Below are 13,443 nucleotides of genomic sequence, written 5' to 3' on the forward strand. Positions count from 1 at the left end.
CTCGCCAACACCGACTACCGTCTTTAGCGCCCACCACAGGAACAAGGGCCCAGAACGAACAGGGAGTTGATCGTGAACAAGTACCCCAGCACGGTGAAGATACTGGTCGTCGATGACCAGCCAGAAGTGGTCGAACAACTGTGTGAATACCTCGAACACCAAGGCTACGCCTGCACCCCGGCCCATAGCGCCATCCAGGGCATCGAGCGCTACCAGGCCGACGAGCAGATCGGCCTGGTCCTGTGCGACCTGCACCTGCCCCAGATCGACGGCATCGAGATGGTCCATGCCCTGAAGAAACTCACCGGTCGCCAGCGCGTGTTCGAGGCGATCATGCTGACCGGACAGGCAGAGAAGCAGGACATCATCCGCGCCCTGCGTGAAGGCTTTGCCGATTACTACCAAAAGCCCGTCGACCTGCAAGAGTTGCTCGAAGGCGTACGACGCCAGGAACAGGCGCTGCTGGAGCGCCGGCGCAACATCCATGAACTCGGGCACCTGAACCAACGCCTGCAGGAGCTGGCCGAGTCCATCGACGTCCTCTACCAGGACCTGGAAAAAGCCCGCGGCCAAGGCATGCACCGCCGCGCCACGGACCTCGAGGAGCCGGAGGCCGAACTGCCCCCGGTATTCGACAAGCTCTCGCCTCGCCAACTGGAAGTGGCCAGGCTCGTGGGCAAGGGCAAGACCAACTACCAGATCGCCTGCGAACTGGGCATCACCGAGAACACCGTCAAGCTCTATGTGTCGCAGGTGCTGCGCCTGACCCACATGCACAACCGCACCCAACTGGCCCTGGCACTGATGCCAGGTGCCTCGCCGGTGAACCAGCGTTTCTCCACCCACTGAGCCGCGTTTCACTTCGCGCAGCGGCCGCAAACCAGGCGACTTATTCTGTAAAGTCGATCAGTTACCGGTGGTGCTCATCGACTGATAGCGGAACACATCGGGGATCGGGTACTTGTAGCTGTCCAACCAACGCTGCAGGGACAGCTCCCGCTCCGTCGCGCTCTGCTTCTGCATCTTCGGCGAGGCCTGTTGGTTGCTCGCCTGCACCCGCAACCAGGCTTCGGCAGCACTGTCCGGCGGCGGCAGGCGAGGCGGGTCTTCGGCCTGGGCGAGCAGCGGGCAGGACAGGCAGAGCACAATCATCATCGGCTTGAACATGGCAACGCCTCCTTTGGCTTCAACCCACCGAGCCACGCCCGGTCTCCCGTAACTGCTTGGCCCGCGCCTGGGCCTCGGCGAACTGCTCAGGCTTGAGCCCTAGCCGGGCCACCAGGTCGGCGGCCTGCTGCCAGTTGTCCTCGACCAGCGACAGGGTCACCAGGTTGACCGCAGGCAAGGGGTTGTCGTCCTTGAGCTCGATGGCGGTCAGGAACTCGAAGCGCGCTTGCTCGTGATCACCCAGGTTCATCAGCACTACCCCCAGGTCGTTGCGCACCTTCTCGTCGGTCGGTGCCAGGCGCACGGCCCGTTGCAGATTGCGCAGCGCCTGTGCATCGTCGCCACGCGCCGAAGCGAGCTGGCCCAGGCCGTGCTCGCCTTCGGCCGCCAGGCAGCCGCCGAGCAGGCTGCGGTACAAGGGCTCGGCCTCGCTGCGCCCAAGCAGGCGCAGCACCTTGGCCTTGCGCAGGCGCACCTGGTCGAGGTCATCCGGCAGTTGCTGCAGGTGCGCGTAGCTGGCGTGAGGGCGCCCGTCGTTGAGCATCTCGTCCGCCAGGTTGAGGGCCAGCTGCTGGTCGGCACTGGGCTTGCCACAGGACGAGGTACCCAGCAACCGGACAAAACCCTCGGGTGGCTGGCCGGCACAGCCTGCCAGCAACAACAGCCCGGTGAACAACAGGATCGCTTTCATCCGACTCTTCCTTTCTCAGAACGCCAGGGCCCGCGTCAGTGCGGTGAAACCCGGTCCGGCCAGGACAATGATCAAGGCCGGGAACAAGAACATCATCATCACCGCCGACATCTTTGCCGACATCTTCGAGACCCGCTCCTGCATACGTGTGAGGCGCCGATCATCGAGCAAGGTCTTGAGCCCCTGCAGCGACTTCATCGCACCGCTGCCCTGCACCAGCAACTGGCGCAGGATCACGCAGGTGTCGATGAACTCGTCCACCGCCAGCAGGCGTGCAGTCTTTTCCAGCTCCGGCCCCAGCGCGAGGCCTGAGTCCACGCGTTGCAAAACCAGCCGCAGCTCTTCGCTGACGAGCGGTACCAGCGTGCGGCTCTCATGGCTCAGCACGCGCAAGGCCTGTTCGACCGCCAGGCCGCTCTCGAACAAGATGCGCAGCAAAGGGATCACCAGGCTCACCTCCTGGGCGATGCGTTGCTGGCGGCGCAGCGCCGCCATCGCCAACAGGCGCTTGGGCAGCAGATACCCGATGCCCAGAGCACACAGGGGCAGCACCAGTCCATGACCGAGGCCGCCCTGCTGAAGCACCAGCGTCAGGACCGCCGCCAACACCGGCAGCCCCAGTTGCAGGGCCGCGAACAAGGCCCTGTGACGGCTACGACGCCAACCCACCCGCTCCAGCAGGGTGTGGGTTTCGCTGTCCAGGGTCTGCAGGCGCCGGCCCAGCGCCGAGTTCCCCAGCCAATGCAGCCAGTCCCCCAGCCGTTCCTCACGTGCCAGTTGGCCTTGCAGGCGCCGGGCGACCATCTGCCGGGCGCGGACCTGACGCAGCGCCTGCAGGCTCAACAGAACGAAGCCTGCGAACAGGCACGCGGCACAGATCAGCCAGGCCATGGTCAAAGGCTCCTCATCATGCGCCAGAGCATCAGGCACCCCACCGCCTGCAGGGCGAAGGCGAACAGCAACATCATCTGGCCCTGGCTGTCCCGCCACATGGCCATCAGGTAGCCGGGGTTGCCCAGCAAAAAGTAGCCGACCATGGTCAGCGGCAATGCGCCGAGGATCAAGGCGGTGATCCGCGTCTCGCCGGTCATGGCCCTGAGCTGGCGAGCGCCCTGCTCACGCTCGCGGATCAGCTTGATCAGGTTCTCCATCAGCTCGCTGGCGTTGCCGCCATAGTGCTGGTTGATGCGCAGCCCCAAGGCGAACAGACGCAGTTCGTCCTGCTCGTACAGTTCCGCCAGCTCATGCACGGCCTCCTCCAACGGCACACCCATACGCACATTGCGCTGCACACGGCCCATGGCCGAACGCAACGGCTCGCGCGTGCCCTCGATTCCGCCCAGCACCGCATCACTCAGCGTGCGGCCGGCCTTGAGGCTGCGCACGCTGTAGTCCAGCAGCCCTGGCAGTTGCTCGACGATCTGCGCCAAGCGGCGGCGGCAGCGCCAGCCCAAGTAGAGGTAGGCCAACAGTGGCAGCGTTGTCAGCACCAACAGGGCCACGATCCAGCCCGCCAGCAACAGGGCCAGCGCGACCAACGCCAGCCAGCCCAACAGCCAAGGGCGCAGGCTGACCTCACCCTGGACCAGCCCCGCCCGCTGCAGCAGCGGATCGAGCCAGTCGCGCCTGGCGGTGCTGGTGCGCACGCTTTGGTAGGCACGCCCAAGCCGCAGCAGGATGCGCTCCTCGCGGCGCTTGTTCTGGCTGCGACGAAGCAGCAGCAATGCCGCCCCCAGCAGCAAAGGCGCCAGTGCCAGCAGCAGCGGGCCCATCACATCACCCCATCCTGGCGCAGCTTGGCGCCTGCCGGGTTGGGGGCATCGCGCAAGAAGCCCTCGCCGCCACGCCGGTCGAGGCGGAACAGGGTATTGGTGACATACACATCGTCACGCACCCCGACCACCTCCAGTACTTCGCTGACGCAACGCCGGCCATCAGCCAGGCGGGTCAGCTGGATCACCACGTCGAGCGCCGCGCACACCATCTGCCGCAGGGTCTTCTCGGCCACCTGGCGTCCCGTCAGCCCCACCAGGGTCTCCAGACGCAGCAGTGCATCCTGGGCGGTGTTGGCGTGCACCGTGCTCATCGAGCCGTCGTGTCCGGTGTTCATCGCGGTGAGCACGTCGAGCACCTCGGCGCCGCGGATCTCGCCGAGCAGGATGCGGTCCGGGCGCATACGCAAAGCGTTGCGGATAAGCTCGCTGGCTTTTATCTCGCCATGCCCCTCGGCATTCGGTGGCCGGGTTTCCAGGCGTACCACGTGCGGGTGGTGCAGTTGCAGCTCCGCCACGTCTTCGATGGTCACCAGACGCTCGTGAGGGGAGATCATCTGGCTGAGGATATTGAGCAAGGTGGTCTTGCCCGTGCCCGTGCCGCCGCTGACCAGGATGTTGCAGCGCCGGGTCACGGCACGCTCGAAGAAGTCGAAGATGGCCTGGTCGATAGCCCGGGTGGCCAGCAGGTCGGCGCTCTTGAGCATGTCCTGGCGGAACTTGCGGATCGACAGGCAGGGCCCGTCCAACGCCACCGGCGGAATGATCGCATTGACCCGGCGGCCGTCAGGCAGGCGTGCATCGACCATCGGCGAAGACTCATCCAGACGTCGCCCGAGCGGGGCGAGAATGCGCTGCATCACCCGCTCCACATGATGGGCGTCGATGAAGCGCAAGTCAGTGCGCTGGAGCATCCCGGCCCGCTCGACGAAGACCCGGTGCGGGCCGTTGACCAGGATCTCGGTGACACTGGCATCGCGCAGCAGTACTTCCAGCGGGCCGTAGCCTGTCAACTCATCGACCAGCTCCTCGGCCAGGCGCTCGGTCTCGTAGCGCGACAGCGCCAGGTGAAGCCGTGCCACGTAGTCGCCGACCTGCTCCACGACGAACTGGGTGAGTGCGGGCCGCGCGCCTTCGAGCAGGTTGCGGCCGCTGTCTTCGATGGCATCAATGACAAAACGGTGCAAGGCACGCTTGAGTGCCTGCGGGTCGGCTCCGGCATGGCGCGGGCCGCCAAAGGGTTCGTCGGCGCTCATTTATGGCTCCACAGGCGGCGCAGCCAGGTGGTGGCGGTGGGCTTGGCCAGGTGCTCCGAGCGCCGCGCCAGTCGCTCGCCGAGGTAATGCAGGGCCTGGGTCAGGCTCTCCCGGGGGGCCAGTTCGAACAGGCTCAGGCCTTGGTTCTTGGCGTTCAGGCGCATCTCCGGGCTATAGGGCAACGCCTTGAGCAAGGTCAGGCCGTAGCGCTTGGCCAAGGTATCGGCGTCGGGCGCCACGTTGCGCAGGTAGCGGTCCACCAGCAGCACGGCATGGTCGAGCTTGACGCCCCGGTCACGCCACTGCTCGAGCACCTCCAGGTTGCGCCGGCAATCGAGAATGTTCTGGTCGGTGTAGATGATCAGCTTGTCGCAATGGCTGACGATGGTGCGCAAGGCATCGTTGTCGGCCTGCCCGGTGAGGTTGACCACGATGTGCTGGAAGTGCTGGCGCAGGGCGCTGAGCAACATGTACAGCTCGGCCGCGCTGGTTTGTTGCAACGGGTCGTCGCTGTCGGCATAGGCAAGGATGCGCAGACCGCCCTTGTCACGTGGGAAGGCGCTGTCGATGAGGGTGCCATCGAGCCGACGCAGATGGCGCAGCGCATCGCCGAAATAGAACGATGCGTCCAGCCCGAGCAAGGCCAGGCTGTCACCGCGCGGCAGGCCAAGGTCCAGCAGCAAGGCTTGCTGGCCGCTTTCCTGCACCACCCGCGCCAGGTGGGTGGTCAGCAACGCGCCATCGGCAGCGGCCTGGGCGCCGTAGAGCACTGTCAACCCGCCCAGGCTTGGGTTGCTGGTGACCGCCGGCAGGCGCTTGCCCAGGCGCCGCACCAAGCCTGCGACCTCGCTGGCGCGCGAACCATAGGCGACGAAGTCCCGGGCACCGGCGCGCATGGCGTGCAGCACCAGTTGGTTGTCCATGCCATCGCCCAGGGCCACGATGGCCAACATCGGCTTGGCCTCCAGCACCCCCTCGATCAACGCGCACTGGTTGATCAACTGCTCGCGGTCCAGACCAATGAACAGCAGGTTGCTGAAGGTCACATCAACCAACGCCAGCAACTCGTCGAGGCTGCCGCCGCTGGCTCCGATCACCTGGCCGAGCGGGGCCAGCGCGCCCTGCAGCCAGCGCAGATCCTCCTCGTTGCGGGTGATGGCCAGGTAGGTCTGGTTCAGGCTCTCGCTCATCGTGATAACCCGCTACGGCCTTCGAAATTGCCGTTTTCCATAAAGAACAGTTGCCCCCAGCTGGGGTCGTAGGTGCGCAGGTGCTCACCGGGCAACTCCGGCAGGCGGGCATTGGCGGCGAGCGGCTGGACCAGATGAGGGGTGACGATCATCAGCAGTTCGGTGTCTTCGCGATTGACCGTCGACTGACGAAAGAACGCACCGAGAATTGGCAGGTTGCCAAGACCCGGGAACTTGTCCACGGCCGAACGGGTGCTACTGCTGACCAAGCCACTGATGATGAAACTTTCCCCATCGGCCAGGGAAATGCTGGTATCGGTGCGCCGCACTTTCAGACCCGGCACCAGGGTGCCGGCGATGTTTACCGCATTGGTGTAGTCCAGCTCGCTGACTTCCGGCGCGACCTTGAGGGTAATGCGGTCGCGGCTCACCACGGTGGGCGTCAGGGCCAGGCGCACGCCAAACTCCTTGTATTCGATCGACACGCTGTCGCTACCGGTGCTCGGCACAGGGATGGGAATCTCGCCCCCGGCCAGGAAGCTTGCCGTCAGCCCACTGAGCACGGTCAGGCTGGGGCGCGCCAAGGTGTAGGCGAAGCCGCTGTTTTCCAGGGCGTTGATCGCCGCCAGGAAGCGGCTGCTCCCACCCCCCCAGACAATGTTGAACACATTGTCGTCGAGCGGAATCAACGGCCGGGCGATCGGCACGTCGCCGGGCGTGACGCGTGTACCCGGCACAGTGCCAGGCGACCCGATCAGGCTGTTGTTAGAGCCCTTGAAGAACAGCCGCGCCCCGGCTTCCTTGTATTTGCTGCGCTGCACCTCGACGAAGCGGATATCGGCCTGCACCTGGCTGGGCAACTGTTGGTCCTGCGCGGGCAGCATCGTGTCTTCGGCCATGTCCGCGCTGGCCCGGCCCTTGACGAACAGCATGGCCCGGTGCGGCGCCGGCGCGCAGGCGGTCCACAGCATGAGGCTGGTAGTGCCCGGCCCCACGGCGGTCAACAACACGGCACGCTCACCGCTGGCCTGGACATCGGCCACCTTGGGCTCGCCCACCGCCACTCGGCTGATAGCCACGGGCAGGCGCAGCTCCTGTTGCAGGCCCTGGTCCATCTCGATCACCGAGGGCAACTGGCTGAATGCGGCGCAGCCTTTATCGGCCGCCTGGGCCATCGGCAACAACGTCAGCATCGTCAGGGCTGGGCACAACTGTCTGAGTATCCGCTCGATACTACGCATGGCGGCGTCCTTGCTAGGTCACGGAGTCTTGGAGGGGTCGGCAGCCTGGGCGCCACGGATGATCTGCATGCCCGAGGCACCGCTGCCGGGCGCCACCGCCTTGGCAATCGGCACCTGGGAGAGCTGACTGAAACGATAGAGGTCGCGGTTGGCGTTTTCCACTTGGGGGCTGGCATCAGGGGCGGACCAGTAGCGGGCCAGGCGTTGCTCGTCGGCGCTGCGCACCGCCAGGCGCAAGGTCCCTGTCTGGGCGGCCAGCATCAGCCGGCTGGCCAGCGCTTCGGGCACCGCCAGCGCCACGGTGCGGGTCGCGCCGCCCGGTTGATCGCGACGGGCCTTCTGTTCCTCCTGGGTCTGCGCCGGTCGGCCATCGTTGGCCAGGCCCATCTGCTCACCCACACTGAGCACCCGCAACGCGGGCAGCACCACCTGCGCGGAGGATTGGGGGTTGTTGTTTTCTTCCCGCAGGAACAACAGCACATCCACATAGTCGCCGGGACGAAGCTGCCCGGCGGCGCCGATCACATCATCGACCGCCACGGCCACGGCCCGTTCGTGGGGGCGGATCATCCGCGCCAGCGGGCCACCCGCCTGGAAGCTGTCTTCGGCCAGCCAGCTGCCTGCCGCCAGTGGGCGCATGCTGCTGCGCCCCAGAACCTGTTCGAGTCGTTGAAACGCCCCGGCCGGTACCACTTGCAGGCGCTCCACCAACAGATCGTCCTGGGTCAAGGGGGTATTGGCGGCAACGTCGCGGCGCAACACGACGATCTGCGAGCGCACCGGCTCCTCGGCCTTGGCTGGGGTTGGCGCGGCGGCAGGCGCGACAACGGGGGCCACCACCGGGGCAGGTTGCACGACAGGCGCCGCAGGGCGGCTGAGAACCAGCCCCCAATACCCTGCCGCCAGGGCGGCGACCAGGAAGAAGCTGGCGAGCATCATGGTCAAGCGACTACTCATATCCGCTATCCCCTTACGCCGTTTGCTCATTCAAGTGATGGCAAAAAGAAACTATTTCGCTATTGCAAGGTAGTCCAGAACCCACAAATTGCCATGAGAAACAGGTACTTTTGGATGCCACTAAATTGACACCTCAACAAAACAGAAACTTAGCGCGTCTATTCAAAACCTATACTTTTGAATTAATCCGTTCTTACATTTGCGGCTTTCGATAGGTTGGCAAATCCTGTGATGGCAAAGGGGTATCACACAGGCGATTCCCCGCCATCAGCGCTCGAACGCGCGAGGAGTTGCACCATGTCGCTCAAACGCATTCTTCTCCACTGCAAACAGTTCATCACGCGCAAGGACGGCGCCTCCGGTATCGAATACGCGGTGATCGCAGCCATGGTGGCAGTCGTGCTGGCGGGGTTCGTCCCTGGCGTGTCCAAGAACATCACATCGGTCATGAACAAAATTCAGACGGCCATCACAGCGGATAGTGGTACCGGGACTGGCACGGGGACTGGAACCGGCGGTTAAGGGCCAGCAAACTGGAAGCTTTGGACCCCATTCGACAGGAGCCGACCATGCCACTCTCTTCCTTGCGTCAACAGATCCTCCTGGTAGACGACGAGGAAGAGGCCCTGCTCGAACTCGCCGAACTGCTGGAGAACGAAGGTTTCATCTGCCTGACCGCCACCTCGGTCAAAAGCGCCCTGCTCCAGCTCACCCGCCACCCGGACGTGGCCTTGGTCATCACTGACCTGCGCATGCCCGAGGAAAGCGGCATCGGCCTGATCAAGCGTTTGCGTGACCACACGGCCCGCCAGCACCTGCCGGTGATCGTCATGTCCGGTCACGCCGACATGGAAGACATCAGCGACCTGCTGCGCCTTCAGGTGCTGGACCTGTTTCGCAAGCCCATCTACCACGCGCGCCTGCTGGAGACGCTGGACAACCTGTTCCCTAAACCTCGGATGCAGGTCGTGTGCTGATCCCCCGGGGCGCTGAGCGCCCCATCGCAGGCTTTTCGTGCGCCGGCTGATCTCACAGGGAAACACTCAGACTCACCGTGACCCTGGGGCTGCGGTCCAGGCTGTCCTGCGCCACATCCGCCAGGGGCTTGGCCAGCTCCAGAGCCAGGTTGTAAGCGCGGCCATCCCCGATGCGTAGCCCCAACGCTGTCGAGGCCAGTTGCGCCCGATCCAGATCGCGCCCGTTCGACCACGCCCGGGCGGCATCGAGCACCAGATAGGGCTGCAACAACCGTGTCCAGGTGCCTTCACGGTGGAGGCTGTAGTTCAGCTCATAGGACAGCCCCCATCCCTTGTCACCCGAGGCCTGGTCGGCCGGGTAGCCACGCCCGAAATGCTGGCCGCCGAACAATACGCGCTCGCTGTCGGGCAGGTCGTTGCCGCTCCAGTACAGCGCGCCGCAGACCACGCCCTGCCAGTCATGCGCCAACGGGTCGCGCTGCAGTGCGGCCAGGCGCAAGCGCAGGAAATCCACGTCCCGGGCGCTGTCACTGCGGGCACCGAAATAGTCCAGCCCCTGGTGCACTCCAGCACTGACCAGGCGTAGCCGATCACCCTCGACCTTGCGCCAGTCCCCTTCGAACGACACGGCACGAACATACGTGTCACTGTCGTCCTGCTGCGCGGGGTCGCCAGTGCGAACGTCGACATGGTCGGCTGTGGTGTAGAAATGCCCGAACACGTCCAGCCACTGATCGGGCTGGGCGATCAAGGTCTGGCTGATGCCGATCGCAAGGCGCTCGCTGTCCCAGCGTTGGCGCAGGTTCCGGCCGTCATCCAAGGGCACGTAAGTGCGCGGTTCACTGCGAAAGCGCGAGGCCGAAAGCAGCAGCCGACTGCCCTCGGCATCCAGGTACTGGCGGTAGTCGAGCCGGTAGTAATGGGCCTCGTCGTCGCCTGGCGGCAGCAGGATGCGTGCGCTCAACTGCTCGGCAAAACGGGTCTGGGCATGGCTTTCGACGTCCACCAGCGCTTGCGCGGACTCGCGACTGCCATCGGCCAGGGTCAACGTGGCGCTCATCGGCTTGCGCGTCGCACGGAGCACCAGGCGCATGGCGTCATCGCGCCCCTCTGTAGGCAACAGGTCGGCCTCGAAGCTCCCCCCCGGCATGCGCCCGATCAGCCCGGTATAGCGCTCGAAGGATTCACGCGTCAGCGGCCGCTCGGCCTTGAGCTTGTCCAGCAACTGTTCCAGGTACTCGGCGGCGGAACCGATGTCTCCTTGCACCTGGGTTTCACTGATATACCCCTCCTCCAAGATCACTCGAATGCGGCCATCGGCGAAGTCCTGGGGTGGAAGGTAGGCACGCGAGAGCAGGTAGCCATCGCGCCGATAGCGTTCGGTCAGACGCTCGGTCACGGCCATGAGCTCATCTAGGGTTACCTGATGACCGACCAGAGGCTCATAGTGCTCGCGCAAATCATTCAGCAGGTACACCGTGCCGCCTTCGAAGCGCACCTTGCGTACCGTCACAGGGGTGTTCGCTGGCCATGCGGGTCGTGTGCCTTGCGTGGCTGGCATGCGCACGATCGGGGAAAGAAGACGATAGGCATCGATCGGCAGGTTGGCGGTGGGCAGGCGTCGTTCGACCTCATTGCCGTCGAGCACGCTCGGCAGCGACCCGGCCCGGCAGACACAGGCCCAGGACACCATCAGCAGCGTAACCACCAGAGGACGCATAGGACGCTCCATGACCCCGCGAAGACCGGGCGCGCCAGGACCGCCCTCTGGTTCAAGCGTAGGTGCTGGCCTAACGATCGTCGAACGGCCGAAGCAAGAACGGCGCGGTGGTCGCTATTCGCTGACCTGAAACTCTACCCGCGCGGTCTCGCCACTTTCGTCCAGCGCGCTGAGCTCGATGCGCCCGGTCTTTTCGAAGCGCACCAGCAGGCTGTCCTGGTCGCGTGTCTCGCCCAAGGGCTGGCCATTGAGGAACCACCAGCGCTGGCCACTGCCGCCCAAGGCCGAAACAGGCACCTGCAGCGGCTCGCGACTGGTGGCCGGGCGTCGCAGGGTGTCGCCGGGGCGCACGCCGACGATCGACAGCGGTGGCGCGCTGACCGGCACCTGTGGCGGGCAGGCAGGGTCCACCGCCGGCAGGCGCGCGGCGCGGCGTTCGATGCGGGGCAGCCAAGGTTCAAGCGGCGCCGGCCACAACGCCACCTCTCGCGCCTTGGCACCGCTGCAACTGGCATCGACACGCAAACCGCGCTCATTGACCCAGACAGTCTCGCGCAGGCCCAACCCCAACGGCTGGTCGGCCGCCTGCAAGGTTGGCGGCGTGGTGCCGTCGAGGGTCCAGGCGAAACGCTGGCGACGGCAGTTGGGGTCCAGACGGTTCATGGGCTGGCCCAACGGCCAGCAGATAGCGGCCACGCCGACACTCGCCGGCACACGCTCGGCCGGCACGCTGATCCCCCGCTGACTGTCACGATTGCTGAGCAGATCATGGACCTGCAGCATCAGTGGCGCCGCCGAGGCCAGGCCGAACTGCCCCGGCACCGGTGTACCGTCAGGCCGCCCGATCCATACACCGATCAGGTAGCGTGGCCCCACCCCCACCGACCAGGCGTCACGAAAGCCGTAACTGGTGCCGGTCTTCCAGGCCAACTGCGGGCGCTGCACCAGTTCTGCATGAAGATCACGGTCCGGCCGGGCCTGGCCGCTCAAGATGCGCCGGACGATCCAGGCCGAGCCAGGCGACAGCAGGCGCTGCTCCACCAACGGATCCTGAGGTTGCAGGCGGATCCGCGCGCTCTTGCCGTCACGGGCCAGGGCCGCGTAGCCGCCCACCAGGTCCTCCAGTCGGCTGCCCGCACCGCCGAGAATCAACGACAGGTTCGGCTCGGCGAGCGGCGGCAGCACCAGCGGCATGCCGCCCATGCGCATCTGCGCGGCGAAGCGCTTCGGCCCATAGGCCTCAAGCAACTGCACCGCCGGCAGGTTCAGCGACAGGGCCAGGGCGGAGCTGGCCGAAACAGGTCCACTGAACCCCATGGAAAAGTTGCCGGGCCGGTAGTCGCCGTAGCGGCGCGGCACGTCCTGCAGCAGCGACTCGGAGTGGATCAGCCCATCGTCCATGGCCATGGCATAGAGGAAGGGCTTGAGGGTCGAGCCAGGCGAGCGCAGGGCGTGGACCATGTCGACATGGCCGAAGCGGCGCTCATCGGCCAGGTCGATGGAGCCAAGGTAGGCCCGCACGGCCATGGTTCGCGACTCCACCACCAACAGCGCCGCCGAGGTGCGCTCGGGCAAGCGCGCACGCCAGCCCAGCAGCAAGTCTTCCAGGCGACGTTGCAAGGCCGCATCGAGGGTGGTGCGAATCAGCGGTGGGCTGTTGGCGCTGTTCAGGCGCCGGGCCAGCAAGGGGGCCAGCGCCGGTTCCTGACGGGGCGCGAGCAGCAAGGGTTCTTCTCGTGCCTCGCGCACTCGCTGCGCCGGCCATACCTGGTACTCGGCCAGGCGCGCCAGCACCTTGTCGCGGGCACGCTGGGCACGCTCGGGGTGGCGATCCGGGCGCAGCCGGCTGGGCGCCTGGGGCAGCACCGCGAGCAGCGCCGCCTCGGCAGGCGTAAGGTGCATCGGCGACTTGCCAAGGTACGCCCAGCTGGCAGCGGCCACCCCTTGCAGGGTGCCGCCGAACGGGGCGCGGTTGAGATAAAGCTGGAGGATCTCGCGCTTGGACAGGTGCCACTCCAGCTGCGCCGTGCGCCACAACTGACGCAACTTGCCCGTCAAGGTGCGCTCGTGAGGGTCGAGCAGCCGCGCCACCTGCATCGACAATGTGCTGCCGCCCGACACCACCCGCCCACCGCGTAGATTCAGCCAGGCGGCCCGCGCCAGTGCCAGCGGGTTGACCCCGGGATGGCTGTAGAACCAGCGGTCCTCGTAGGTGAGCAGCGCTTCCAGGTACAACGGCGAAACCTCCTCAGGGCTCACCGGATACCGCCACACCCCGTCGGCATCGGCGAAACGCCACAGGGGCGTGCCGTCCTCGGCGAGCACCACCCGCGCCAGGTCATCGCCCGGCATGGGCAACGGCCACAGGCGATCGGCCAGCCACAGCAGGGCCACGGCCAGCACACCGGCGATGCCGATGCCACGCACGATCCTTGCGGTGCGGGTGCGCAGGCACGCTACCATTGGCATCGG

At 65.8% G+C, this 13,443-nt stretch carries 13 protein-coding genes; 3 read left to right on the plus strand and 10 right to left on the minus strand.

The annotated features are described in order from the left end of the window. Positions 1-72: 72 nt before the first annotated feature. Positions 73-849: a response regulator transcription factor gene (locus IEC33019_RS20655; RefSeq protein WP_099594213.1), complete on the plus strand. Its 777-nt coding sequence runs from the start codon at positions 73-75 to the stop codon at positions 847-849. A 57-nt stretch (positions 850-906) separates the two neighbouring features. Here the strand turns inward: IEC33019_RS20655 and IEC33019_RS20660 are convergent, their stop codons facing one another. The 8 genes from IEC33019_RS20660 to cpaB all read right to left on the minus strand — a co-directional run bounded on the left by IEC33019_RS20660 (position 907) and on the right by cpaB (position 8,274). Beyond that, complete coding sequence (locus tag IEC33019_RS20660; protein WP_070090403.1) at positions 907-1,167, minus strand: DUF3613 domain-containing protein; 261 nt, start codon at positions 1,165-1,167, stop codon at positions 907-909. A gap of 19 nt (positions 1,168-1,186) precedes the next feature. Further along, complete coding sequence (locus IEC33019_RS20665) at positions 1,187-1,858, minus strand: tetratricopeptide repeat protein (protein WP_070090404.1); 672 nt, start codon at positions 1,856-1,858, stop codon at positions 1,187-1,189. Between the two features lie 15 nt (positions 1,859-1,873). Beyond that, entirely contained in the window at positions 1,874-2,749 is an 876-nt protein-coding gene (locus IEC33019_RS20670; protein ID WP_070090405.1) for a type II secretion system F family protein, read from the minus strand. Between the two features lie 2 nt (positions 2,750-2,751). Then, on the minus strand, positions 2,752-3,633 hold the full coding sequence (locus IEC33019_RS20675; protein WP_070090406.1) for a type II secretion system F family protein: 882 nt from the start codon (positions 3,631-3,633) through the stop codon (positions 2,752-2,754). Continuing rightward, on the minus strand, positions 3,630-4,886 hold the full coding sequence (locus IEC33019_RS20680; RefSeq protein ID WP_099593882.1) for a CpaF family protein: 1,257 nt from the start codon (positions 4,884-4,886) through the stop codon (positions 3,630-3,632). Before IEC33019_RS20680 ends, IEC33019_RS20675 begins: the two co-directional genes overlap by 4 nt. Continuing rightward, on the minus strand, positions 4,883-6,076 hold the full coding sequence (locus tag IEC33019_RS20685) for a pilus assembly protein (RefSeq protein WP_070090408.1): 1,194 nt from the start codon (positions 6,074-6,076) through the stop codon (positions 4,883-4,885). Before IEC33019_RS20685 ends, IEC33019_RS20680 begins: the two co-directional genes overlap by 4 nt. After that, the gene (locus IEC33019_RS20690) at positions 6,073-7,269 is read right to left on the minus strand and encodes a type II and III secretion system protein family protein (protein WP_244509660.1); all 1,197 of its coding nucleotides are present in this window, start codon (positions 7,267-7,269) and stop codon (positions 6,073-6,075) included. The genes IEC33019_RS20685 and IEC33019_RS20690 overlap by 4 nt, the downstream gene beginning before the upstream one ends. A gap of 66 nt (positions 7,270-7,335) precedes the next feature. After that, a complete protein-coding gene (gene cpaB, locus IEC33019_RS20695; RefSeq protein WP_099593884.1) occupies positions 7,336-8,274 on the minus strand; it encodes a Flp pilus assembly protein CpaB in 939 nt (312 codons plus the stop codon). Between the two features lie 297 nt (positions 8,275-8,571). Between cpaB and IEC33019_RS20700 the strand changes: the two genes are divergently transcribed. After that, positions 8,572-8,796, plus strand: coding sequence for a Flp family type IVb pilin (locus IEC33019_RS20700; protein WP_070090410.1), 225 nt, complete (start codon positions 8,572-8,574; stop codon positions 8,794-8,796). Between the two features lie 47 nt (positions 8,797-8,843). Then, positions 8,844-9,251: a response regulator gene (locus IEC33019_RS20705; protein ID WP_070090411.1), complete on the plus strand. Its 408-nt coding sequence runs from the start codon at positions 8,844-8,846 to the stop codon at positions 9,249-9,251. 52 nt (positions 9,252-9,303) lie between these two features. Here IEC33019_RS20705 and IEC33019_RS20710 read toward each other — a convergent pair whose 3' ends face one another. Then, a complete protein-coding gene (locus IEC33019_RS20710; RefSeq protein WP_070090412.1) occupies positions 9,304-10,971 on the minus strand; it encodes a ShlB/FhaC/HecB family hemolysin secretion/activation protein in 1,668 nt (555 codons plus the stop codon). A 114-nt stretch (positions 10,972-11,085) separates the two neighbouring features. Further along, positions 11,086-13,440 (minus strand): peptidoglycan glycosyltransferase PbpC, encoded by a 2,355-nt coding sequence (gene pbpC, locus IEC33019_RS20715; protein WP_070090413.1) that lies wholly within the window; start codon positions 13,438-13,440, stop codon positions 11,086-11,088. Between the last annotated feature and the right edge of the window lie 3 nt (positions 13,441-13,443).

Origin of the sequence: Pseudomonas putida, from assembly GCF_002741075.1 — a bacterium.
Classification (GTDB): domain Bacteria; phylum Pseudomonadota; class Gammaproteobacteria; order Pseudomonadales; family Pseudomonadaceae; genus Aquipseudomonas; species Aquipseudomonas putida_T.

Bases quoted from the DNA above. Each gene is read 5' to 3' on its own strand.
- cpaB (WP_099593884.1), bottom strand. From the start codon at position 8,274: ATGAGTAGTCGCTTGACCATGATGCTCGCCAGCTTCTTCCTGGTCGCC.
- pbpC (WP_070090413.1), bottom strand. From the start codon at position 13,440: ATGCCAATGGTAGCGTGCCTGCGCACCCGCACCGCAAGGATCGTGCGT.
- IEC33019_RS20660 (WP_070090403.1), bottom strand. From the start codon at position 1,167: ATGTTCAAGCCGATGATGATTGTGCTCTGCCTGTCCTGCCCGCTGCTC.
- IEC33019_RS20665 (WP_070090404.1), bottom strand. From the start codon at position 1,858: ATGAAAGCGATCCTGTTGTTCACCGGGCTGTTGTTGCTGGCAGGCTGT.
- IEC33019_RS20670 (WP_070090405.1), bottom strand. From the start codon at position 2,749: ATGGCCTGGCTGATCTGTGCCGCGTGCCTGTTCGCAGGCTTCGTTCTG.
- IEC33019_RS20700 (WP_070090410.1), top strand. From the start codon at position 8,572: ATGTCGCTCAAACGCATTCTTCTCCACTGCAAACAGTTCATCACGCGC.
- IEC33019_RS20710 (WP_070090412.1), bottom strand. From the start codon at position 10,971: ATGCGTCCTCTGGTGGTTACGCTGCTGATGGTGTCCTGGGCCTGTGTC.
- IEC33019_RS20705 (WP_070090411.1), top strand. From the start codon at position 8,844: ATGCCACTCTCTTCCTTGCGTCAACAGATCCTCCTGGTAGACGACGAG.
- IEC33019_RS20680 (WP_099593882.1), bottom strand. From the start codon at position 4,886: ATGAGCGCCGACGAACCCTTTGGCGGCCCGCGCCATGCCGGAGCCGAC.
- IEC33019_RS20685 (WP_070090408.1), bottom strand. From the start codon at position 6,076: ATGAGCGAGAGCCTGAACCAGACCTACCTGGCCATCACCCGCAACGAG.
- IEC33019_RS20690 (WP_244509660.1), bottom strand. From the start codon at position 7,269: ATGCTGACGTTGTTGCCGATGGCCCAGGCGGCCGATAAAGGCTGCGCC.